The organism is Paenibacillus xylanilyticus (assembly GCF_047246825.1).
GTDB lineage: Bacteria > Bacillota > Bacilli > Paenibacillales > Paenibacillaceae > Paenibacillus > Paenibacillus xylanilyticus_B.
The window spans coordinates 3280144-3302183 of the sequence record NZ_JBFOLB010000001.1 but is presented as its reverse complement, the minus strand read 5'-3'; the positions used below and the strand labels follow the sequence as shown (position 1 = coordinate 3302183).

The window sequence follows — 22040 nt, the reverse complement described above, 5'->3', positions numbered from 1 at the left end:
TACCCATCCCGAACACGACCGTTAAGCCCTCTAGCGCCGATGGTACTTGGACCGAAGGGTCCTGGGAGAGTAGGACGTTGCCAAGCAAAGAACCACTGCCGATGTAATCGGTGGTGGTTTTTATTTTTCTATGAGTGAGTACAGATTATAATTTTTAACAGCCCGAAATGTTCCATCGGGCTGTTTTTTGCTTTTAAGAAAAATGGAAATTACTTCTCCACGCTAGTAAGCACTTCAGCTAAGCGCAAAAGTGAATTTTGCAATGCCTTTTTGGTATCGGGGTCGATGACTTCGCCTTGTTTGTTCATTTTCATTGTAATGTGAGGAATTGTAAAAGAGGCGTCATATAAAATATGAGCATTAATCATGTTTAAAGTCAGCAGTATGGAATCATGAGCTTTATCACCTCCCAATGGACTGGGAGAAGCTGCAACGACCACTGTAGGTTTATTCATCCATTCTCCGGAAGATACAATCCAATCTAATGCATTTTTTAAAACTCCCGGGATACCGTTCCCATACTCGGGTGTACAGATCAGGATACCATCTGCTTGTTTCAATTGGGATCTTAAATGTAGGACAGGGACTGGACCGTCATCTACATCCAGATCCGGGTTGAAGTGAGGGAGGTCATTCAACTGATCATATACATGAAAGTTTAAAGCAGAGGGAGCAAGTCCTATCATAGCCTGCATGAGCAAGGTGTTCGTGGATTGTTTTCGCAGGCTTCCAGAAATCGCAAGGACGTTAATTTCTCTTTCCATATGTTAAAAACCTCATCTCTATCTATCAGTAATGTAAAACGATTTGTTTATTGTCCACCTTTACGAATGAAGTGTCTATAGATCATGGCTTTATTTAAGGCATTCTTCATACTAAACGGAAAAGGGTTATCCTTCTTCATATGATCTACATGCCAAATGTAGGGTAATGAAGATTAGAAGGGCAGCAATGATTCACATTTATACCAGCAATAATTAACGATAAATAATTTTTAATCATTTTTTAGTACCAAGTACTAATACTTAGTGCTATAATAATAAAAAAACTAAAGAGGTGATCACCGGTATGATTCAATCGAAAGCAACGATTACGGCCATGGGCACATATGTACCGGATCGTATATTAAGTAATATTGATTTGGAGAAAATGGTGGACACCAGTGATGAATGGATTGTACAGCGCACTGGTATGAGAGAACGGCGTATTGCAGGTGAGGATCAATATGTATCCGATCTGGCAGTCAAAGCCGTGGAAGACATGATTCGTCGATACAATGTTAGCGTTCATGATGTTGATATGATTCTGGTGGCGACAAGTACGCCGGAGTATGCTTTTCCGAGCACGGCATCCAGAGTACAGGCACAACTGAACATTCCTCAGACAGGGGCACTTGATTTGAGCGCAGCTTGCGCAGGTTTTGTTTATGGACTACAGTTGGCCGATAGCATGATTACCAGCGGTATGTATCGCAAAGTGCTGGTGATTGGCGCAGAGACATTATCGAAAATTACCGATTACACTGATCGTACGACATGCATTTTGTTTGGCGATGGAGCGGGAGCGTTTTTGTTGGAGCGAACAGAAGGACAAGGGAATACCCTCGCAGCGGTGTCCGGAACTCAGGGTGAGGGCGGTTTACATGTCTATAGCAGTGGGCTTTCCTCGGAGATGAATGGCGTATCCCTTCAGGGGAACGGACGTCTTGTGCAAAACGGCCGAGAAGTATACAAATGGGCCGTCCGGCTGATTCCCGAGCAGCTGCCAAAACTCATCGCCAAAGCCGGACTGCAGGTTGAGCAGATTGATTGGTTCGTGCCGCATAGCGCCAATATGAGAATGATCGAGGCTGTGTGCGAGCGTGGTCCCATCCCGCTGGAACGTACACTCACCAGCATGGAGTATCGCGGTAATACTTCAGCCGCATCCATACCTCTAGCGATTCAGTTGGCCGTGGATGAAGGAAAAGTGAAGCAAGGGCAGCGTCTCGCCTTATTCGGATTCGGAGGCGGCCTAACCTATGCTGGACTTGTGATGGAATGGAGAGTTCCTGATTCGGATCTAACGAAGTAACATAGATGTCTGAGCAGCGGAAAACTCAGATTGTTTTAACTGGTAATACAAAAAGTACACTCACCTCTCATATTGAGGTAAGTGTACTTTTTGTTTATTTATGCATTTTTTTCAACGTGAAAAGTTATGGTGTAAGTTTAGGAGCTTGGCGGTGATGTGTGCCTTGCTCGTAGCTATAGGCCAGTTTGATCAATGTACCTTCATCAAAGGCACGGCCCAGGAATTCGATGCCTACAGGCAAACCGTCTGTGGTGAATCCAGCAGGTACGGTGATCGCAGGGAAACCGGAGAATGGACTTAGTCGGTTATTTCCACCCGAGTTTTGACCTTCACCGATCACGCCAGCAGCCTGTGTGGAAGTAGGATAGACGATGGCATCCAGGTTATTGTCTGCCATCACTTTAAGCAGTGATTCACGAGTAATCTGAGTACGCTTCAGTACGATGTCTTTGTACTCGGTTGTCTCCAATGTTTCCCGTGCATCACGAGCTTTCAAGGATTGCTCTTGTGTTTTGTCAAACTCTCCTGAAGCGATGATCTCCGACAGGCTGTGATATGGTGCTTCATCACCAAGTGACTCCAGATAGTCGTTGAGCTGGAACTTGAATTCATATCCGCTCAAGCTCGGGTACTTATTGATTTCGTCCAGGTTCGGAATGCTGATTGGTACTGCGGTTGCACCCAGGGACTTCAGTTCTTCCACTGCATTGTTAATAACATCAGCAACTGCTTTCTCTTCCGCTTTGGTGCTTGGGATGAGCTCTGTGGCCAAACCGATACGTGCACCTTTCAAGCCGTTCACATCAAGGAAATCGGTATAGCTGGACGGGATTTTGCCTACGGCGTAGGCTGTAGCAACATCATCTTTGTCATAACCCGCCGTAGCGTCCAGCATGATTGCAGCGTCACTAACCGTACGAGCCATAGGGCCACCCACATCCTGAGTCAGTGCCAGCGGGATGATCCCTTCACGGCTGGACAATCCGATTGTTGGACGGATACCAACAAGGCTGTTGAAGCTGGATGGAATACGGATCGATCCACCTGTGTCTGTACCCATGCCGGCTGCGGCAAAGTTGGAGGCAATGGCTGCACCTGTTCCACCGCTGGAGCCACCAGGATAGTGATCGAGTGCGTAAGGGTTCAGAGTTTGTCCACCCAATGAACTCGATGTAGTAATGCCGAACGCAAATTCATGCAGGTTTGTTTTGCCCAGGATGATGGCACCGGCTTCCTTGAGCTTCTTCACCTGTTCCGCATCTTGAGAAGGTACGGAATCTTTCAGACAGATACAACCGGCAGTCGTAGGCATGTCATTTGTATCGAAGTTGTCTTTTACAAGTACCGGAATACCATGGAGAGGACCACGTGATCCTTGGGCTGCACGTTCTTCGTCCAAAGCCTCAGCTATTTGCAGTGCATCCGGATTCAAGGTCAGTACTGCGTTAATACTAACTCCTTGGTCATCGTATTTTTCAATCCGATCCAGATACATTTGAACCAGTTCCTTAGATGTAAGCTTTCCTTGCGTCATTGCAGCCTGAAGTTCCGTAATGGTCGCTTCCTCCAGAACAAATGGCTTTATGTAGTTATAAATGCGGTCTTTCAATATGGCGACATCATTTTCTGTTAGAACAGCGTTAGGCAGGAAGAGGGAATCCGTATATCCTTTCATTAATCCGGCGGCATTCAAAGCACCGATGGCGCCTGCATAACTGGACTGGTCTGGTACATCCTTGAACGACTCTGTGGTGGACTCCAGCTTCAGCCAGGTTTGAAGGGCTAGAGCTGCATCTTTACGCTGAATGGTTTTGCCCGAGAGCTCGTCCATTGAAAAAGGCACACCTGCAAGTGTAGCTGCTTCTTCCATGGCTTCTGTAAACGCGGCGGCAGTGACAGGAGCCTTGCCAGCAGATACTGCTGTGACCGTGGTTTTACTTGATGGCGCTGCCGTTGCGGCTGAGGCCAATGGTACGGCTCCTCCCCAAGTTGTAACGACGACTGCTCCCGTCAGTAACAGGGCCCCACTTTTTTTCAATACAGATCCATGATAAGTCATGCATCCACGCTCCCTTCTCTGTCTTAAATGATGTGTGTTAGCGAAACTGATCGATATGCTTTTGTCACATTCTAAATACATGTAAGGTATTCTTACAACACTCATATTTATCCAAAAAAGCGGATACAAGTTGCATAAATATGGTTGTTTCTTTCAAATACTCTTGATCCCGTGCACAGAAGAAATTTAATTAACTATATTTGTGTTATGTTTTATTACATGTGAAAATTTAGGGCAAGGAATGAGATAAATAGTTTATCGTGATCGCGTCAGCAAACGGTTAGTGTGAAATGATATAATGAAAGGATAGAACAAGGGTCATAAGGTGTATGAAAGAAAGGAAGAGATGTGAAGTGAAAACATTGGTACTCGCAGAGAAACCGTCTGTGGCACGCGAAATAGCCAGAGTTATGGGAGCGCGTGATAAACATAAAAGTTATTTGGAAGGTCCTAAATATATTGTAACGTGGGCACTTGGACATCTGGTGGGACTGGCGGAACCTGAGGATTACGACAAGAAGTATGCCACCTGGAATCTCGAGGATTTGCCGATCCTGCCTGAACGGGCGAAACTGAAGGTATTGAGGGAGACGAATCATCAATATAAGGCAGTACAGCAGCTCATGAAACGCCAGGATGTTGGTGAACTGGTCATCGCAACCGATGCCGCTCGTGAGGGGGAATTGCTCGCACGGTGGATCATGCAGATGGCGCAGTGGAAGAAGCCTTTCAAACGACTGTGGATTTCATCCCAGACGGATAAGGCGATCAAGGAAGGATTTGCTTCACTGAAACCGGGGAACCAGTTTGACCGTCTCTACGAATCGGCACGCTGCCGCGCAGAAGCAGACTGGATGATTGGGCTTAATGTGACGAGGGCGCTGACAGTTCGATTTAATGCACAGTTGTCTGCAGGGCGGGTACAGACTCCCACACTGGGCATGATCATGGACAGGGAAAATGAGATTAATGGATTTCGCTCACAGGAATATGAGACATTCACTGCGGATTTTGGAGAGTTTCAGGCCGTGTGGCGGGCTTCGGGCGGTGATTCTCGCATCTTCGATAGTCAGGATACCCAGGCATTGAAGAAACGGGTGGAAGGACGTAAGGGGACCATTGCTCAGGTGAAAAAAAGTGAAAAGGTCGAGCCTCATCCACTGGCCTATGACCTGACGGAGCTGCAGCGTGACGCTAACCGCAAGTATGGCTTCTCTGCCAAGCAGACCTCCAACGTTCTTCAGCGTCTCTATGAGCAGCACAAGCTGGTTACATATCCGCGTACGGACAGCCGCTATCTGACGTCGGACATGACAGGTACGCTGAAAGAAAGACTGGATAGTGTAGCGGTCGGACCCTATGCGTCATTGGCGCGTCCATTACTGCGGAAAAATCTGAATATCACCAAACGCATCGTTGATGACAGCAAGGTCACGGATCACCATGCCATCATTCCAACGGAACAAACTGTGCTGTTGAACCAGCTGAATCCAGAGGAGCGTAAACTGTATGATCTGATCGTACGCCGTTTTATCAGTCTGTTCTATCCAGCGGCGAAATACGATTCGGTAGCGATTACCGTTCAAGTTGGCAATGATTCATTTCATGTCAAAGGAACCACGGTAAAAGACAGCGGCTGGCGTGAAGTATACGGCGGAGATTACAGTGATGACGATGATGAGCGCACGGAGGATCAAGCAGACAATGGACGTGCTCTTTTGCCGGATGTGCAGCAGGGGCAGTCGGTTACCGTTCAGCGTTGTCATATTAAAAGCGGGAGAACGATGCCGCCCAAACGGTACACTGAAGCCGCTCTGCTTGCTCAAATGGAGAAGCATGGACTTGGTACACCAGCTACACGAGCAGATATTATCGAGAAATTGGTCAGCTCAGATACCATTGATCGCCAAGGGAACAGCATGCATCCAACGGGAAAAGGGAAGCAACTGATCGAACTGGCTGCACCGCAGCTTCGCACACCTGAGTTAACAGCCCGCTGGGAGGCTGAGCTGGAACGGATTGCCCGTGGACAGGGGAAACCGGGACCTTTTCTGGATGGTATACGTTCGATGGCAAAAGAGCTGGTCTCCACAGTGAAAGGAAGCAAGGCGGAGTATAAACCCCACAACGTGTCCAATAGTCACTGTCCGGATTGTAATGCACGTTTGCTTGAGAAGAAAGGGAAACGTGGCAAGTTTCTCGTATGTCCTACTGAGGATTGCGGTTATCGCCGCTCGGCAGAGAAGCGACTGTCCAACCGTCGTTGTCCGCAGTGTCACAAAAAGATGGAAATGAAAGAAGGAAAAGCGGGCTTGTACGTGCAATGCCTGCCTTGCGGCATCACGGAAGCGCTGGACAAAGACAAACAGCACGTGAACAAACGCGAACAGCAAAAGCTGGTCAAGCAGTATGCCAAACAGGAATCCATCGGTTCCAATCTCGGCGATCTGTTGAAGGCAGCCATGGAGAAAAAAGGGGAATAATTGCCATGAAGAACGGTTCATGGGGTACCTGAAGGAAAATGGTTGCCTAAGCATTCAGTTGGTATAAAACAAATGAATACTGACGAGGTTTTTGTGAATTAAACCGCTTCGTGTGGCGCTGTATAAGATCCCTCCTTTTCAGGCAACGTAAGCCAAGGAGGTGACACAGATGCCGCATAACAAGCCAGAGAAAATTCATAACCAGCAAAATAAGGACAGCATCCGGGAAGAAAGCATCGGAGCACGTCCAACCAAGGCAGGCAAAAGGGTTCCCAGCCTGAACGGTATTCCCAAACAGGAATCCTAGGTTCCCTAAGCGGGGCTGATTATCCCTAAACAATTCATGCGGCTCCCTTCTCGCGTTGATCATGTCCCTGCAGAGGACTATAATGGAGGAACAGGGAGATGTCCCGGGATAGGGGGACCGCTAGAATTATATGCAAACCGGACTCATATTGTGGTTTATATTTATTAACGTGGTAGGTTATCTGGTGATGTCAGATGACAAAAAGCGGGCGCAGCGACGTCGTGACCGTACACCCGAACGGACGTTATTCCTGCTTGCTTTTATTGGAGGAGCCCTTGGGGTTTGGATCGCGATGTACCGGAAAAGGCACAAAACCAAACATCCGAGCTTCACCATCGGAATTCCACTTCTATTGTTTCTGAATGCCGTCATTTATGGGTATTTCCTGAAATAGAACATAGAAGTGCTGCCTGCTGCAACATGAGGTAATTGGTTCATATCGGCTTAAGATCGTTTATAGGGTTACATGGTTTTGTATTTGTTTTTATGTCAGACCGGAGCATTTGGCTTCGGAGTTTCTACATATAAGGAAGGGACGGGATTTACATGTTATTCTCTAAAATATTAGTGGCTTACGACGGATCGAAAGCTTCAAACAAGGCACTGGATCGTGCGATTGAGCTGGCTAAGGTATCTCCGGATGCTGTCATTGATGTCATTCATGCCTTTGATTTCCCGCGTGTATTCATCGGGGAAGGGCTTGCGCCGCTGCCGCCATCACTCAATAATGATTATTACAACCTGGCTGTGCAGACGACGGATGAAGCCAAAGAACGCATTAAAGCTGCAGGGGTTACGGCAAACGTGGACCTGATTCAGGGAGCGGCAGCAGAAGTACTGCTTGATTACGCTAAGGAAAATGGATCAGATGTCATTGTGATCGGAAGTCGTGGACTTGGCGGCATTCGTGAATTTGTGTTGGGGAGTGTCAGTCATAACGTAGTGCAGCATGCTCAAGTCCCTGTACTCATCGTCAAATAATCAATACATTTATGCAGTAAATAGTAGCGGGAAGCCGGCTGTCTTCGATCGACTGAAGAGAGGCCGGCTTTCTTTTATGGGATGAAATGGATATGCAAACCAAGAAAAGTACCTCAATCACGAACAATACATTTGTCAATATGTTAAATGTTCGTCTTTAAGTTGACATTAGCTGTAGGGGATTGTTAGAATGTTAGATGTGTCGATCAGGTAAGAATAAGGTCGAGTAGGAACGAAAACTGTACACGGCTGAACAGAAATGAGTCACTTTGATTGAAATAGATATTTGCTCGTATAACGCCGGGGATAAGGCCCGGAAGTATCTACCCGGAAACCGTAAATTTCCGGACTACGAGGAGATACGGCTGAGAGTCGCATGAATATGGATGCGGACAGCAAGCCCCCTTTTGGCATGCCCAAATGCGGGATACGTATTTCTTGGAGTCCGGTGTCCGGAGAAAATGTGATGTTTTCGCGGGTAGCGGATTTTTTCATTTCACGAGGAAACGCGTGATGCAAGTGAGTTGCTATCAAAAAAGCTCAGACGGGAGTTGGATGTATTCATGTCAGTGCAGGTCGCTGTAATTATGGGCAGCAAGTCGGATTGGGAAACGATGAAGCATGCGTGTGAGGTGCTGGACGAACTGGAGATTGGGTATGAAAAAAAGGTCGTATCCGCGCATCGCACACCGGATCTGATGTTTGAATATACCGAGCAGGCCACCGAGCGTGGATTCAAGGTTATCATTGCAGGTGCAGGCGGAGCAGCACATCTTCCAGGTATGGTTGCTTCCAAAACGATGCTTCCGGTAATCGGAGTACCTGTGCAGTCCAAGGCATTGAATGGTCTTGATTCCCTGTTATCCATTGTTCAAATGCCTGGTGGAATCCCTGTTGCAACGGTAGCCATTGGGAAGGCAGGAGCAACCAATGCAGGGCTGCTTGCGGCCCAGATGATTGGCGCCTTCGATGAGGATGTCCGCAATCGCTGCGAAGCTCGCAGAGAACGCATCAAACGTGAAGTAATTGAAAGCAGTGATGAGCTATGAGTAAAACGGAGTTGAATGCTGCAGGGATGGCTGAACGCGTCCTGCTGCCAGGGAAAACGACCATTGGAATTCTGGGAGGCGGACAGCTTGGACGAATGCTGACGTTAGCCGGGACAGCGATGGGATACCGTTTTGTCACTCTGGATCCGGCGGCGGATTCACCTTGCGGACAGGTTGCACGTCAGATTGAGGCGGCATATGACGATGAAGCTGCAGCACTTGAGCTGGCCCGTCAGTGTGATGTGATTACGTATGAGTTTGAAAATGTGGATGCAGGTGTTGCGGGCTTGATGGAACGTGAATCCTATGTACCGCAAGGAAGTGCGTTATTGTATACGACCCAGCATCGGTTGCGTGAGAAACGGGCCATTGAAGCTGCCGGCGTAAGAGTGGCGCCTTATCGGGAAATTACAAGCAAGGACACCATGCAAGCCGCAGTAAGCGAACTTGGTGTACCTTGTGTGCTGAAGACAGTAACCGGAGGATACGATGGCAAAGGACAGCGGGTCATCCGGGAAGCAAGCCAGGCAGCATCAGCTTACGATGAGCTTGCAGCAACCGGAGCGGAACTGGTGCTAGAGCAATTTATCAAGTTTGACTGCGAAATCTCCGTTGTCGTTGCACGAAGTACCAATGGAGAGATCAAGACATTTCCGCCGGCGGAGAACATTCATGTGAATAACATTTTGCATGCCTCGATCATTCCGGCAAGAGTGGCTACGAATATACAGATAGAAGCACAGAAGCTCGCAGCGGCTGTGGCCGAATCCTTGCAGGCGGTTGGATTGCTAGCGGTGGAGCTGTTTGTTGCGGCAGATGGAAGACTGTATGTGAACGAGCTGGCTCCAAGGCCGCATAATTCCGGTCATTACACGATGGAAGCCTGTGCGACCTCACAATTCGAGCAGCATATTCGTGCCATCTGCGGATTGCCGCTTGGAGACACTACACTGTTAAGTCCGGTCGTTATGGTCAATGTGCTTGGAGAACATCTGGAAGGAATCATCGCAAGAACGGGTCAACCGGATACCGAAGCGATGGAACTCGGTGTCATTCCCAAGCTTCATATATATGGCAAAGCCGAAGCGAAAACAGGACGGAAAATGGGGCATGTCAATCTGCTCTGTCAGGATGTTGAAGAAGCATTGCAATGGATTGAACAAACTAATATCTGGAGGAATACAAATTCATGATCGAACGTTATAGCAGACCCGAAATGAGAGCCATCTGGACGGAGGAAAACAAATTCAAGTCCTGGTTGGAAGTTGAAATTTGTGCATGTGAAGCATGGGCTGAACTCGGTGTCATCCCTAAGGAAGAAGCAGCATTGCTTCGCCAAAACGCTTCTTTTGATATCGACCGCATCTATGAAATCGAGCAGGAAACACGTCATGATGTTATTGCTTTCACACGTACAGTATCCGAGAGTCTGGGTGCGGAGCGGAAATGGGTGCATTACGGACTGACCTCCACGGATGTCGTAGATACGGCTCTGGGGTACGTACTGCGTCAGGCAAATGAAATTCTGGAACGCGACATCGTGAACTTTATCGAGATCTTGCGTGAAAAGGCACTCGCTTATCAGCATACGCCGATGATGGGGCGTACACACGGGGTGCATGCCGAGCCAACAACCTTTGGTTTGAAAATGGCTTTGTGGCATGAAGAGATGAAACGGAACCTGGAGCGTTTCCGCCATGCGGCAGACAACGTGCAGTACGGTAAAATCTCGGGTGCGGTAGGAACTTACGCCAACATCGATCCGTTTGTTGAAGAATTTGTATGCGAGAAGCTGGGCACGAAGCCTGCGCCCATTTCAACCCAAACCCTGCAACGTGACCGTCACGCGGAATACATGGCCACACTGGCATTGATTGCAACATCCCTGGACAAGTTCGCTACTGAAGTTCGTGCACTGCAAAAGAGTGAATTCCGTGAAGTGGAAGAGGCATTTGCCAAAGGTCAAAAAGGATCATCCGCGATGCCGCACAAGCGTAACCCAATCGGTAGCGAAAATATCTCCGGTCTGTCCCGCGTCATTCGCGGACATATGGTATCGGCATATGAGAACGTAACCCTGTGGCATGAGCGTGACATCTCACACTCTTCCGTAGAACGTGTCATCCTCCCGGATGCAACGATGCTGCTGAACTACATGTTGAACCGTTTCGGTAACATTGTGAAAAACCTGACGGTGTTCCCTGAGAACATGAAACGCAACATGGAGCGCACATACGGTGTGCCATTCTCGGGCCGTGTGCTGACCAAACTGATCGACAAAGGCTTCAGCCGTGAACAGGCGTACGATACCGTTCAACCACGTGCCATGCAGGCATGGGAAGAACAACGTCAGTTCAAGGATATCGTGAAATCGACACCGGAAATCACCGAAGTGCTGAGTGAAGAGGAAATCGAAGATGCATTTAACCCGTCCTGGCACCTGAAGCACGTGGATACCATCTTTAAAAAGCTTGGTTTGACCGACTAATTACTCCAATAAGGCTAGAGAACAGAATGATGGGCCAGCAAGGACGGAGAGGACAGAGCAAATCTGCAGAAGCAGAGCGTTCGCCTTTATCCCCGGATTTTCACATTGGAAAAAGTAGAATCAAAAAATCCGGGGGTAACAGCGATCGAAAGGTTGTTCTGAATTCGGAGTGGTTAGCGTGATGAGGGGAATTGAACTTATATTTTATATCTCCTGAAAGAAGGTGAGCCTCCATGGCACTGTCCACAGCGGCAGATCTCGTTAAAGCACCTCTGTTATATAAAGGAAAAGTACGTGAATTGTACGACCTGGGGGAACATTTTCTGATCGTGGTCACGGACCGAATTTCGGCTTTTGACTACGTGCTGGACCCGGCGGTTCCCGAGAAGGGCAATGTGCTGAATAAACTCAGCAGCTTCTGGTTTGAACTGACGAGGGACATGATGGACAATCATGTGGTGCACACGGACGTGAACCGATTGGGTGACCTGATTGTGGACCCGGAACTTCTGAAAGATCGGATTATGGTGACCCGCAAAGCTGAACGCATTGATATCGAATGTGTTGTGCGTGGGTACATTACCGGAGGCGGATGGAGACAGTATGAGAAGAGCGGAGAGGTCAACGGCATCAAACTGCCGGAAGGACTTCGCAAAAACGCCAAGCTCGAAAGCCCCATCTTCACCCCGGCAGCCAAAAATGATGTAGGTCATGACGAAGACATCTCGATGGACCGCATGAAAGAACTGGTTGGGGATACGCTGGCAATGGAGCTTCAGGAAAAAAGCCTGCGTCTGTATGAATTCGCCCGTGATTACTGCAACCAGCGTGGGATTATCCTCGCAGACTGCAAATTTGAGTTCGGTATCGTGGACGGCAAGGTCATTCTGATCGACGAAATTTTCACCCCGGATGCTTCACGCTTCTGGGCCAAAGAAAATTACACACTCGACATCGAGATCGACAGCATGGATAAAGAACCGGTGCGCACCTATCTGGCAGGAACCGATTGGGACAAGAACAGTAAGCCCGATCCGCTGCCACAAGCGGTGGTGGAGGCAACAACCGCAAGATACGTCGATATTTATAAACGTTTAACGAAATAAATGGAAAGTTTGAGGTGAGCTGCGGAAAAGTTTGGCTTTCGATCGCTGTTGCCCCCGGAATGTTTTGATTGGGATCCTTTTTCTAAAGGAAACATTCCGGTTGCAAAGGCGAACGCTCCGCTTCTCCAGCTCAATCTTTCCCTCCGCCAGTATCAAACTGGTGGATGAAATTTAATAGCGGTGGCTTCCTACTGGTAGGGAAGCTCTGATAGATTGCGAGATTCAAATTCATTGGACACTCATGTAACGTAAAGACCATTAGCTGCTTTCACGTAAGGGTCAGTATCGACCATTACACACCGTGCAACGTAAAAGGTTTAGGCCTTTAAAAAACGTCGCATGGACTAGCGGAGGGGCGGAATTGTTCTTAAAGGAGCGATAGCGTTCGCCTTTGTCCCCGGGTTTTAACCGCACTGCGGTTCAAAACAATCCAAAAACCTGGGGACAACAAGCGACCGGAAGAACAATCCGCCCCGGAGCAAGCTCCAAACCACTTTTTTAACAGCATAAAGCATTTATCCCGTTCATTACTGAGGAGGAACATAAGGATCATGATCAAAGCAACCGTCTATGTCACTATTAAGCAAAGCGTACTCGACCCGCAAGGAGTAGCCGTTCAAGGCGCCCTGCACTCGATGGGATTCAATGAAGTGGAAAGTGTACGGATCGGTAAAGTCATGGAACTGACCCTGGATACGACAGATCGTGAAGAAGCGGAAAAACGTTTGACTGTGATGTGCGAGAAGCTGCTGGCCAACACCGTTGTTGAAGATTACCGCTACGAATTGGAGGGTTAATCCCATGAAATTTGCAGTTCTTGTGTTTCCTGGCTCCAACTGCGATATTGACTGTTACAAAGCAGTAGAAGATGCCATTGGGCAAGAGGTTGATTATGTATGGCACACGGCAACGGATCTTTCGGCGTATGATTGTATCCTGGTTCCGGGTGGTTTCTCCTATGGAGACTACTTGCGCTGTGGGGCGATTTCCCGCTTCGCACCAGTAATGAATGAGGTAGCCAAAGCTGCTGAACAAGGCAAATATATTCTCGGTATCTGCAACGGATTCCAGATCCTGACCGAAGCGGGACTGCTTCCGGGGGCATTGATCCGCAATATGTCACTGAAATTCCGTTGTCACGATACGGTATTGAGAGTGACGAATGCAGATACACCATTTACACGTGACTATGCACCTGGTGAAGAAATTATCATCCCGATTGCTCACGGTGAAGGAAACTATTACTGCGACGAGGAGACGCTTGCGAGTTTGCAGGCAAACAACCAGATTGTATTTACGTATGGCAGCAACCCGAACGGTTCCCTGGGCGATATCGCAGGAATCTGTAATGAGGGCGGAAATGTGGTCGGCATGATGCCGCATCCGGAGCGCGCAGTGGACTCGCTGCTGGGCTCGGAAGACGGCAAACGTATGTTTACATCTATTTTGAAAGCATGGAGGGATCGGCATGACGCAGCAGCTATCCGCTAAGGAACCGACAGCAGAACAGGTCGCAGAACATAAACTTTACGCACAAATGGGCGTGTCGGACAGCGAGTATGAGCTGATCTGTGAATTCATGGGACGCAAGCCGAATTATACGGAAATCGGTGTATTTAGTGTCATGTGGTCCGAGCACTGTGCGTACAAAAACTCCAAGCCGTTGTTGCGCCGTTTCCCAACCAGTGGACCACGTGTCCTGATGGGACCGGGTGAAGGTGCCGGGATCGTGGATATCGGTGACAACCAGGCGGTTGTATTCAAAATTGAAAGCCATAACCATCCTTCCGCGGTTGAGCCTTACCAAGGTGCGGCAACAGGTGTGGGCGGCATCATTCGTGATATTTTCTCCATGGGTGCCAGACCGGTAGCCCTGCTGAACTCGCTTCGTTTCGGCAAGCTGGAGAGTGACCGCGTGAAATATCTGTTTGAACATGTCGTTTCCGGTATTGCCGGTTATGGTAACTGTATCGGAATTCCAACGGTAGCCGGGGAAGTTATGTTCGACGAAAGTTATGAAGGCAATCCACTTGTAAATGCAATGTGCGTAGGCTTGATCGATCACGACAAAATCCAGCGCGGTGTAGCCAAGGGCGTAGGAAATCCGGTGTACTATGTTGGTCCTCCAACTGGCCGCGACGGAATTCACGGCGCAACGTTTGCATCGGTAGAACTGACGGAAGAATCCGAATCCAAGAAGACAGCGGTTCAAGTCGGTGACCCGTTCATGGAGAAACTCGTAATGGAATCCTGTCTGGAACTGATTGACACAGGGATCGTGCTTGGTATTCAGGATATGGGTGCGGCAGGTCTGACATGCTCCAGTGCGGAGATGGCAAGTAAAGCGGGTAACGGTCTGGAACTGTATCTGGATCAGGTACCACAGCGTGAAGAAGGCATGACGCCTTATGAGATGATGTTGTCCGAGTCCCAGGAACGGATGCTGTTCGTTGTTGAGCCGAAGGATGAGGCGCAGGCAATGGAGATTTTTGAACGTTGGGGCGTCATCTGTGCAAAAGTCGGTAAAGTTACCGATGACGGACGTCTGAAGCTGTACCACCACGGCGAAGTGGTTGGTGACATGCCAGTTACAGCACTGGTGGACGAGTGTCCTGTGTACAACAAGCCATCTTCGGTACCGGCTTACTACGAGCAAAGCGCTTCAGTCGACACCCTGCGTTACGATGAAGTGTCGGATCTCGGCGGCGCGTTGAAACAGGTGTTGGCTTCGCCTACGGTAGCAAGCAAAAAGTGGGTTTACGATCAATACGATTATATGGTGCGTACCAGCACTGCAGTTCGTCCAGGCTCGGATGCAGCAGTTATTACCATTCGCGGAACTCGCAAAGGTCTGGCGATGACAACGGACTGTAACGGACGTTATGTCTATCTGGATCCTGAAGTAGGCGGACGGATTGCCGTGAGTGAAGCAGCGCGCAACATTGTATGTTCCGGTGCAGAGCCGCTGGCGATTACGGACAACCTGAACTTTGGTAACCCAGAGAAGCCGGATATCTTCTGGCAAATGGAAAAAGCGGTAGACGGTATGGCAGAAGCTTGCCGCGTGCTGGATACACCGGTAATTGGTGGTAACGTGAGTCTGTACAACGAAAACGCCAAAGGCTCGATCTATCCAACGCCAGTGGTCGGTATGGTAGGTCTCGTTCATGACACGGATCATATCACGACACAAGGATTCAAATCCGAAGGCGATGTGATTATCCTCCTCGGTGAGACCAAAGCTGAGCTGGGCGGCAGCGAGCTGCAATACGCGGTTCATGGCAAAACGGAAGGCCGTCCACCGCAGCTCGATCTGAACACAGAGAAGGCGCTGCTCAGCACCGTGCTGGAAGCCATCCAATCCGGACTTGTTCGCTCGGCACATGACTTGTCTGAAGGCGGTCTGGCTGTGGCATTGGCAGAATCCTGTATCAGCGGCAACGTGGGTGCACAGGTCAATGTGGAAACTGCACTGCGTGCAGATCATGCGCTCTTTAGTGAGAGCCAGTCCCGTATCCTGCTGTCGGCTTCGCCGGAGCAAGCGGGCAAACTTGAAGCGTTTGTACGTGAGCGTGGGGTACCTGTAGCTGTGATTGGACGTGTAGAAGGAAGTAACCTGACGATCGAATTGAACGGAACATCAGCCGTGAACGAACCTGTAGGAGGTTTGGCTCAGGTCTGGGAGGATGCGATTCCATGTCTCATGAACTGACGACAGGACAGTGGTGGACAGGCGATTATTATAACGAAGGGTCTGGCAAGGAAGGACTCGACAAATTGAAGGAAGAATGCGGAGTGTTCGGGGTATTCAAACACCCTGACGCAGCATCGCTCTCCTATTATGGTTTGCACGCCCTGCAGCATCGAGGCGAAGAAAGTGCAGGCATGTGTGTAAGTGACGGCAATGAATTCCATTATCATCGCGGTATGGGTCTGGTGAAGGAAGTGTTCACCAAAGATCTGATGCAGACCCTGTCCGGTGATATTTCCATAGGTCACGTTCGGTATTCCACAAGCGGTGACAGTAAACTGACAAACGCTCAACCTTTGGTTTTCAAGTACCGTGACGGAGATCTGGCCGTAGCAACCAACGGGAATATCGTGAATGCACCGACTATCCGTCGTGAACTGGAACAGAGCGGATCGATCTTCCAGACAACCAGTGATACGGAGGTCATCGCGCATCTGATTGCACGTTCATCTAAGGGTTTGGTGGAAGCTGCTAAGGATGCATTCCAGCGTATTGTCGGTGGTTATGCGTTTCTGATCATGACCAACGACAAGCTGCTCGTTGCTTCTGATCCCCATGGTCTGCGTCCGCTGACGATGGGCAAATTGGGGGATGCGTATCTGTTCGCATCCGAGACTTGTGCGCTTGAAACGATCGGCGCGGAATTGATCCGCGATATTGAACCGGGTGAACTGCTGGTATTGGACGCAGATGGATTGCACGAAGACCGCTTCGATCATCACAAACACCGCAAGGCGCTGTGTGCGATGGAATATATTTATTTTGCCCGTCCGGATAGTGATATGAATGGTGCCAACCAGCATGCTGCTCGTAAGCGGATGGGTGGACGCATGGCGATCGAATCATTTGTGGATGCCGATCTGGTAACAGGTGTACCGGACTCCAGTATTTCCGCAGCAATTGGATATGCTGAGCAAACCGGTATCCCATATGAGATGGGCATGATCAAGAACAAATACACCGGACGTACGTTTATCCAGCCAAGTCAGGAATTGCGTGAGCAGGGCGTGAAGATGAAGCTGAGCGCCGTGCGCCGTGTGGTTGAAGGCAAACGCGTTGTCATGATTGATGATTCCATTGTACGGGGTACGACATCCCGCCGAATCGTGAACATGCTGCGTGATGCCGGAGCAACCGAGGTGCATGTACGCATTACGTCGCCTCCGTTCAAAAATCCATGTTTCTACGGTATTGATACGCCCGACAGCCGCGAACTTATCGCCTCACAGCTTTCGGTGGAAGAGATCTGTCGTGAGATCAACGCGGACTCCCTGGCTTTTCTCAGTCCCGATGGACTGATTGCATCGATTCAGGGAGACAATCAGGATGACTATAAAGGCGGGCTCTGCCTCGCATGTTTCGATAATGATTACCCAACCAACCTCGACTTCGGCGGCGACGAGAAATTCGGCTGCAGCTGCTAAGTAGCTGCAGCCAGGTTTGCCCGAGCTCTTAGCCCCGCCTTGCGGAGCAACAGGGGCCTGGGCAGCGCAGCGAAGCAGCTGCCCCCGTGCACCGCCCGAGCCCTTAGCCCCGCCTTGCGGAGCAACAGGGGCCAGGGCAGCGCAGCGAAGCAGCTGCCGCCGTGCGCCGCCCGAGCCCTTAAGCCCCGCCTTGCGGAGCAACAGGGGCCAGGCAGCAAGGCGAAGCAGCTGCCGCGGGGCACCGCCCGAGCCCTTAAGCCCCGCCTTGCGGAGCAACAGGGGCCAGGGCAGCGCAGCGAAGCAGCTGCCGCCGTGCGCCGCCCGAGCCCTTAGCCCCGCCTTGCGGAGCAACAGGGGCCAGGGCAGCGCAGCGAAGCAGCTGCCCCCGTGCACCGCCCGAGCCCTTAAGCCCCGCCTTGCGGAGCAACAGGGGCCTGGGCAGCGCAGCGAAGCAGCTGCCGCGGTGCACCGCCCGAGTCCTTAGCCCCGCCTTGCGGAGCAACAGGGGCCAGGCAGCAAGGCGAAGCAGCTGCCCAAGCGGGCTTGCCCCGCAGCGCAGCCAAGCGTGGTTCGCCTAGGCGCGGCTAAAAGCCAGCGGCATGGCGAACAAACACGCGAGACATGAACGAACCAATCATAGCAAGATCATACCAGCCACCTCAGCACCGCTTGTTTGGCGGGTGTCCAGAGGGCCTGCCAAGGTCCTTTGGGGTCCTCCCGGGTGGGAGGATTTAGGAGGGGCGAAAATCATTGAGGAGTGATTCCACTTGTCCGAAGCATATAAAAAGGCCGGCGTCGATATCGCGGCAGGTAATGAAGCGGTTGAACGGATGAAAAAACACGTGAAGCGTACCTTCCGTCCGGAAGTGATGACAGATCTGGGTGGATTCGGAGCCCTGTTCGGTTTGAACAAAGATAAATATGATGAGCCGGTACTCGTTTCCGGTACTGACGGCGTAGGAACCAAGCTGAAAATCGCGTTTGCCATGGACCGTCACGATACCATTGGAATCGACGCCGTGGCCATGTGTGTGAACGACATTGTGGTGCAGGGCGCTGAGCCGCTCTTTTTCCTCGACTACCTGGCATGTGACAAAGTCATCCCCGAGAAGATCGAAGCTATCGTTGCCGGAATTGCTGAAGGATGTCACCAGTCCGGTTGTGCACTGATCGGCGGCGAGACAGCTGAGATGCCGGGCATGTACAGCGAAGGGGAATACGATATAGCCGGATTTACGGTGGGGATCGTGGACAAAGCCAAAATCATCAACGGTACGACCATCTCTCCAGGCGACACGGTGATTGGACTGGCTTCCAGCGGTGTACACAGCAACGGATTCTCGCTGGTACGCAGACTTTTGTTGGAGGAAGCCCGGTTGGACCTGCATGATGAAGTAACCGAACTGGGCGGCAAGCTGGGTGATGCACTTCTGGAGCCAACGAAAATCTATGTGAAACCACTCCTGTCCCTGCTGGAAAAGGTCAACGTTAAAGGCATGGCACACATCACGGGTGGAGGCTTCATCGAGAATATTCCACGGATGCTGCCTGGCAGCGTCAATGTAGATATTGATTACGGCTCATGGCCGATTCTGCCGATCTTCAGCCTGCTGCAGGAGAAAGGATCGGTCTCGAACCGCGATATGTTCACCACGTTTAACATGGGGATCGGACTTGTGCTGGTTGTGAACGAAGCAGACGCAAGTGAAGCTCTGGCGCAGTTGAAAGCCTCTGGTGAAGAAGCGTACATCATTGGACGTGTGACTGAAGGAGATGCACGAGTAACCTTCACGGGAGCGGATGTTTAATGGCGAACTACCGGATTGCCGTATTTGCCTCTGGTGAAGGGTCAAACTTTCAGGCATTGGTGGATGCAGCACGGAACGGAGGACTGGATGCATCCGTAGATCTGCTGGTATGCGACAAGCCGGCTGCACGCGTTGTGCAGCGGGCCCAGGATGCAGGCGTGGATTGCCATCTGTTCACACCGAAAAATTATGATTCCCGAGAGGCCTACGAGGCCGAAATCGTGGAAGTGCTTGAATCCAAAAATATTGATCTGGTTGTCCTTGCCGGATACATGAGATTGCTGACTTCTGTCGTAGTGGATCGGTATGCAGGACGGTTGATTAATATCCATCCATCCTTGCTGCCAGCATTCGCAGGCAAGGATGCGATCGGCCAGGCGTTGGACTATGGCGTTAAAGTTACCGGAGTAACGGTGCACTTTGTGGATGGCGGGATGGACACTGGGCCTATTATTGCTCAGCATCCTGTACCTATACTGCCAGAGGATACGGCTGAATCGATCAGCCGCTCCATTCATGCTGCAGAACAGCAGTTGTACCCGGAAGTTGTTTCCTGGTTCGCTCAGGGATTGGTCCAGTTGGAAGGCCGTCAGGTTACGGTGCTGAAACCGGATTGATATAAGTTGAAAATTTTTTTTACACATTAACGGAGAGGACAGAAAAAACCTGAAAAAGCGAAGCGTTCGCCTAAAAGCTTTCTGAAAGAAAGCTGCATCGTAAGCATACGCTTTATCACCGGATTTTCCCTTTAAGAAAAGGGAATCAAAAAATCTGGGGATAACAGCGATTGGAAGGTTGTTCTGTCATCGGAGTGTCCCGTGTAAACATCTTGGTTCAACTTGTATAACAGAAGTCGAAAATTGGTACGCATTTTGTGATATTTCTCGGGAAATAAATCGGCTGTGTTTCGTCATGAAACGCGGGGCCATGGGACATTAAAGGAGGAGCATATTGTGAGTATCAAAAGAGCTTTGGTCAGTGTATGGGATAAAACAGGCATCGTGGACTTTTGCCGCGAGCTGTCGCAAATGGGAGTGGAGATTATTTCGACAGGAGGTACAAGCAGCCTGTTGTCGAAGGAGGGCGTGCCCGTCATCGGTATTTCGGATGTGACTGGCTTCCCGGAAATTATGGACGGACGTGTCAAAACCCTGCATCCGGCAGTTCATGGTGGTTTGCTGGCTGTTCGTGACAGCGAAGAGCATAAACGCCAGATGGAAGAGAATGGACTGGGTTATATTGATCTGGTTGTCGTGAACCTGTATCCATTCCAGGATACCATTGCAAAGCCGGACGTAACGTATGAAGATGCAATCGAGAACATCGATATCGGTGGTCCAACAATGCTCCGCTCCGCTGCCAAAAACCATGCCTTTGTTAGTGTCGTTGTAGACACTGCAGATTATGGCAAAGTGTTGGAAGAAGTCCGCAGCAGTGGGGATACCACACTGGAAACACGCAAACGGCTTGCGGCAAAAGTTTTCCGCCATACGGCGGCTTACGATGCAGTTATTTCTGATTATCTCTCCAACCTGAACGGCGATCCGCTGCCAGAGCGTCTGACGGTGACTTACGAAAAACTCCAGGATTTGCGCTATGGCGAAAATCCACACCAACAGGCGGCATTTTACCGTAAACCGCTTGCAGCACAAGATACGTTGACAACAGCCGAGCAATTGCACGGCAAAGAGTTGTCTTACAATAACATCAACGATGCCAATGCAGCATTGCAGATTGTAAAAGAATTTGAAGAGCCTGCTGTTGTTGCAGTTAAGCACATGAATCCTTGCGGTGTGGGAATTGGCGAAAGCATCTACGAAGCTTACAGCAAAGCGTACGCTGCTGATCCAACGTCCATCTTTGGTGGTATCGTCGCAGCCAACCGCATTATCGACAGCGATACAGCGGCCAAACTGAGCGAGATCTTCCTGGAAATCGTACTGGCTCCTGATTTTACGCAAGAGGCACTTGATATCCTGACGAAGAAGAAAAATATCCGATTGCTCAAAACCGGCGAGTTGAGCGCAGCTCGCAATCGGGAGAGCCAATTCGTAGTGACATCTATTGATGGCGGTATGATCGTACAGCAGAGCGATGTACATTCCATTGAAGCGAGTAAACTGAAGGTGGTTACAGACCGTGCGCCTTCCGAAGAAGAATTGAAACAGCTGCTGTTTGGTTGGAAGGTCGTTAAACACGTGAAGTCCAATGCGATCGTGCTTGCGGCGAATGACATGACGGTAGGCGTAGGTGCTGGACAAATGAACCGCGTAGGTGCAGCCAAAATTGCCATTGAACAAGCTGGCGAGCAAGCCAAAGGTGCCATTCTGGCATCCGATGCATTCTTCCCGATGGGTGATACGCTGGAACTGGCAGCGAAGGCAGGAATTACAGCTGTGATCCAACCAGGTGGTTCCATTAAGGACGAAGAGTCCATCAAAGTGGCTAACGAGTATGGCATTGCGATGGTCTTCACAGGCGTCCGTCATTTCAAACACTAAGCGTCAAAAC

Annotated in this window: 19 protein-coding genes, 1 rRNA gene and 1 riboswitch; of the genes, 17 read left to right on the top strand and 3 right to left on the bottom strand. The window is 50.0% G+C overall.

Annotated elements, in window-relative coordinates:
- Nucleotides 1–86: ribosomal RNA gene (gene rrf, locus AB3N00_RS14660) — 5S ribosomal RNA — on the top strand; the annotation flags it as partial.
- 123 nt (nt 87–209) lie between these two features.
- On the opposite strand, the gene AB3N00_RS14655 is transcribed toward rrf, so the two are convergent.
- Nucleotides 210–764: an NADPH-dependent FMN reductase gene (locus AB3N00_RS14655; RefSeq protein WP_413035140.1), complete on the bottom strand. Its 555-nt coding sequence runs from the start codon at nt 762–764 to the stop codon at nt 210–212.
- Nucleotides 765–1068: 304 nt separating this feature from the next.
- Between AB3N00_RS14655 and AB3N00_RS14650 the strand changes: the two genes are divergently transcribed.
- Complete coding sequence (locus AB3N00_RS14650; protein ID WP_413035139.1) at nt 1069–2073, top strand: ketoacyl-ACP synthase III; 1005 nt, start codon at nt 1069–1071, stop codon at nt 2071–2073.
- 124 nt (nt 2074–2197) lie between these two features.
- Here the strand turns inward: AB3N00_RS14650 and AB3N00_RS14645 are convergent, their stop codons facing one another.
- On the bottom strand, nt 2198–4132 hold the full coding sequence (locus AB3N00_RS14645; RefSeq protein ID WP_413035138.1) for an amidase family protein: 1935 nt from the start codon (nt 4130–4132) through the stop codon (nt 2198–2200).
- Between the two features lie 353 nt (nt 4133–4485).
- On the opposite strand from AB3N00_RS14645, the gene AB3N00_RS14640 reads away from it, so the two are divergent.
- The 12 genes from AB3N00_RS14640 (at nt 4486) to purF (ending at nt 17721) form a co-directional block, all read left to right on the top strand.
- Entirely contained in the window at nt 4486–6615 is a 2130-nt protein-coding gene (locus AB3N00_RS14640; RefSeq protein ID WP_413035137.1) for a DNA topoisomerase III, read from the top strand.
- 169 nt (nt 6616–6784) lie between these two features.
- Nucleotides 6785–6922 carry a hypothetical protein gene (locus AB3N00_RS14635; RefSeq protein ID WP_167301682.1) on the top strand — a complete coding sequence of 46 codons (138 nt, stop codon included), beginning with the start codon at nt 6785–6787 and terminating at the stop codon, nt 6920–6922.
- Nucleotides 6923–7052: 130 nt separating this feature from the next.
- Nucleotides 7053–7316, top strand: a complete 264-nt coding sequence (locus AB3N00_RS14630; protein WP_175394036.1) for a DUF1294 domain-containing protein — start codon at nt 7053–7055, stop codon at nt 7314–7316.
- Nucleotides 7317–7468: 152 nt separating this feature from the next.
- Nucleotides 7469–7903 (top strand): universal stress protein, encoded by a 435-nt coding sequence (locus AB3N00_RS14625; RefSeq protein WP_413035136.1) that lies wholly within the window; start codon nt 7469–7471, stop codon nt 7901–7903.
- 270 nt (nt 7904–8173) lie between these two features.
- A riboswitch (purine riboswitch) is annotated at nt 8174–8275 on the top strand.
- Nucleotides 8276–8466: 191 nt separating this feature from the next.
- Nucleotides 8467–8952, top strand: a complete 486-nt coding sequence (purE, locus tag AB3N00_RS14620; RefSeq protein ID WP_413035135.1) for a 5-(carboxyamino)imidazole ribonucleotide mutase — start codon at nt 8467–8469, stop codon at nt 8950–8952.
- Entirely contained in the window at nt 8949–10145 is a 1197-nt protein-coding gene (purK, locus tag AB3N00_RS14615) for a 5-(carboxyamino)imidazole ribonucleotide synthase (RefSeq protein WP_413035134.1), read from the top strand. The genes purE and purK overlap by 4 nt, the downstream gene beginning before the upstream one ends.
- Nucleotides 10142–11440: an adenylosuccinate lyase gene (gene purB / locus AB3N00_RS14610; protein ID WP_413035133.1), complete on the top strand. Its 1299-nt coding sequence runs from the start codon at nt 10142–10144 to the stop codon at nt 11438–11440. The genes purK and purB overlap by 4 nt, the downstream gene beginning before the upstream one ends.
- 233 nt (nt 11441–11673) lie before the next feature.
- Nucleotides 11674–12546 carry a phosphoribosylaminoimidazolesuccinocarboxamide synthase gene (locus tag AB3N00_RS14605; RefSeq protein WP_413035132.1) on the top strand — a complete coding sequence of 291 codons (873 nt, stop codon included), beginning with the start codon at nt 11674–11676 and terminating at the stop codon, nt 12544–12546.
- A gap of 551 nt (nt 12547–13097) precedes the next feature.
- Entirely contained in the window at nt 13098–13343 is a 246-nt protein-coding gene (gene purS, locus AB3N00_RS14600) for a phosphoribosylformylglycinamidine synthase subunit PurS (protein WP_175394040.1), read from the top strand.
- A 4-nt stretch (nt 13344–13347) separates the two neighbouring features.
- Entirely contained in the window at nt 13348–14037 is a 690-nt protein-coding gene (gene purQ, locus AB3N00_RS14595; RefSeq protein WP_413035131.1) for a phosphoribosylformylglycinamidine synthase subunit PurQ, read from the top strand.
- Nucleotides 14015–16258: a phosphoribosylformylglycinamidine synthase subunit PurL gene (gene purL, locus AB3N00_RS14590; protein WP_413035130.1), complete on the top strand. Its 2244-nt coding sequence runs from the start codon at nt 14015–14017 to the stop codon at nt 16256–16258. Before purQ ends, purL begins: the two co-directional genes overlap by 23 nt.
- Nucleotides 16243–17721 (top strand): amidophosphoribosyltransferase, encoded by a 1479-nt coding sequence (gene purF / locus AB3N00_RS14585; protein WP_413035129.1) that lies wholly within the window; start codon nt 16243–16245, stop codon nt 17719–17721. Before purL ends, purF begins: the two co-directional genes overlap by 16 nt.
- Nucleotides 17722–18125: 404 nt before the next feature.
- Here the strand turns inward: purF and AB3N00_RS14580 are convergent, their stop codons facing one another.
- On the bottom strand, nt 18126–18284 hold the full coding sequence (locus AB3N00_RS14580; protein WP_413035128.1) for a hypothetical protein: 159 nt from the start codon (nt 18282–18284) through the stop codon (nt 18126–18128).
- A 204-nt stretch (nt 18285–18488) separates the two neighbouring features.
- Here AB3N00_RS14580 and purM point away from each other — a divergent pair, with 204 nt between their 5' ends.
- The 3 genes from purM to purH all read left to right on the top strand — a co-directional run bounded on the left by purM (nt 18489) and on the right by purH (nt 22030).
- Nucleotides 18489–19529 (top strand): phosphoribosylformylglycinamidine cyclo-ligase, encoded by a 1041-nt coding sequence (purM, locus tag AB3N00_RS14575; RefSeq protein WP_413035127.1) that lies wholly within the window; start codon nt 18489–18491, stop codon nt 19527–19529.
- Complete coding sequence (gene purN / locus AB3N00_RS14570) at nt 19529–20146, top strand: phosphoribosylglycinamide formyltransferase (RefSeq protein ID WP_413035126.1); 618 nt, start codon at nt 19529–19531, stop codon at nt 20144–20146. Before purM ends, purN begins: the two co-directional genes overlap by 1 nt.
- A 336-nt stretch (nt 20147–20482) precedes the next feature.
- A complete protein-coding gene (purH, locus tag AB3N00_RS14565; protein WP_413035125.1) occupies nt 20483–22030 on the top strand; it encodes a bifunctional phosphoribosylaminoimidazolecarboxamide formyltransferase/IMP cyclohydrolase in 1548 nt (515 codons plus the stop codon).
- The last annotated feature ends 10 nt before the right edge of the window (nt 22031–22040 follow it).

What these genes read in the sequence shown, in the direction of transcription:
- AB3N00_RS14625 (WP_413035136.1), top strand. Translation starts at nt 7,469, where the DNA reads ATGTTATTCTCTAAAATATTAGTGGCTTACGACGGATCGAAAGCTTCA.
- AB3N00_RS14630 (WP_175394036.1), top strand. Translation starts at nt 7,053, where the DNA reads ATGCAAACCGGACTCATATTGTGGTTTATATTTATTAACGTGGTAGGT.
- purK (WP_413035134.1), top strand. Translation starts at nt 8,949, where the DNA reads ATGAGTAAAACGGAGTTGAATGCTGCAGGGATGGCTGAACGCGTCCTG.
- AB3N00_RS14635 (WP_167301682.1), top strand. Translation starts at nt 6,785, where the DNA reads ATGCCGCATAACAAGCCAGAGAAAATTCATAACCAGCAAAATAAGGAC.
- purL (WP_413035130.1), top strand. Translation starts at nt 14,015, where the DNA reads ATGACGCAGCAGCTATCCGCTAAGGAACCGACAGCAGAACAGGTCGCA.
- purE (WP_413035135.1), top strand. Translation starts at nt 8,467, where the DNA reads ATGTCAGTGCAGGTCGCTGTAATTATGGGCAGCAAGTCGGATTGGGAA.
- purQ (WP_413035131.1), top strand. Translation starts at nt 13,348, where the DNA reads ATGAAATTTGCAGTTCTTGTGTTTCCTGGCTCCAACTGCGATATTGAC.
- purN (WP_413035126.1), top strand. Translation starts at nt 19,529, where the DNA reads ATGGCGAACTACCGGATTGCCGTATTTGCCTCTGGTGAAGGGTCAAAC.
- AB3N00_RS14650 (WP_413035139.1), top strand. Translation starts at nt 1,069, where the DNA reads ATGATTCAATCGAAAGCAACGATTACGGCCATGGGCACATATGTACCG.
- AB3N00_RS14605 (WP_413035132.1), top strand. Translation starts at nt 11,674, where the DNA reads ATGGCACTGTCCACAGCGGCAGATCTCGTTAAAGCACCTCTGTTATAT.
- purB (WP_413035133.1), top strand. Translation starts at nt 10,142, where the DNA reads ATGATCGAACGTTATAGCAGACCCGAAATGAGAGCCATCTGGACGGAG.
- AB3N00_RS14645 (WP_413035138.1), bottom strand. Translation starts at nt 4,132, where the DNA reads ATGACTTATCATGGATCTGTATTGAAAAAAAGTGGGGCCCTGTTACTG.
- AB3N00_RS14655 (WP_413035140.1), bottom strand. Translation starts at nt 764, where the DNA reads ATGGAAAGAGAAATTAACGTCCTTGCGATTTCTGGAAGCCTGCGAAAA.
- purS (WP_175394040.1), top strand. Translation starts at nt 13,098, where the DNA reads ATGATCAAAGCAACCGTCTATGTCACTATTAAGCAAAGCGTACTCGAC.
- purF (WP_413035129.1), top strand. Translation starts at nt 16,243, where the DNA reads ATGTCTCATGAACTGACGACAGGACAGTGGTGGACAGGCGATTATTAT.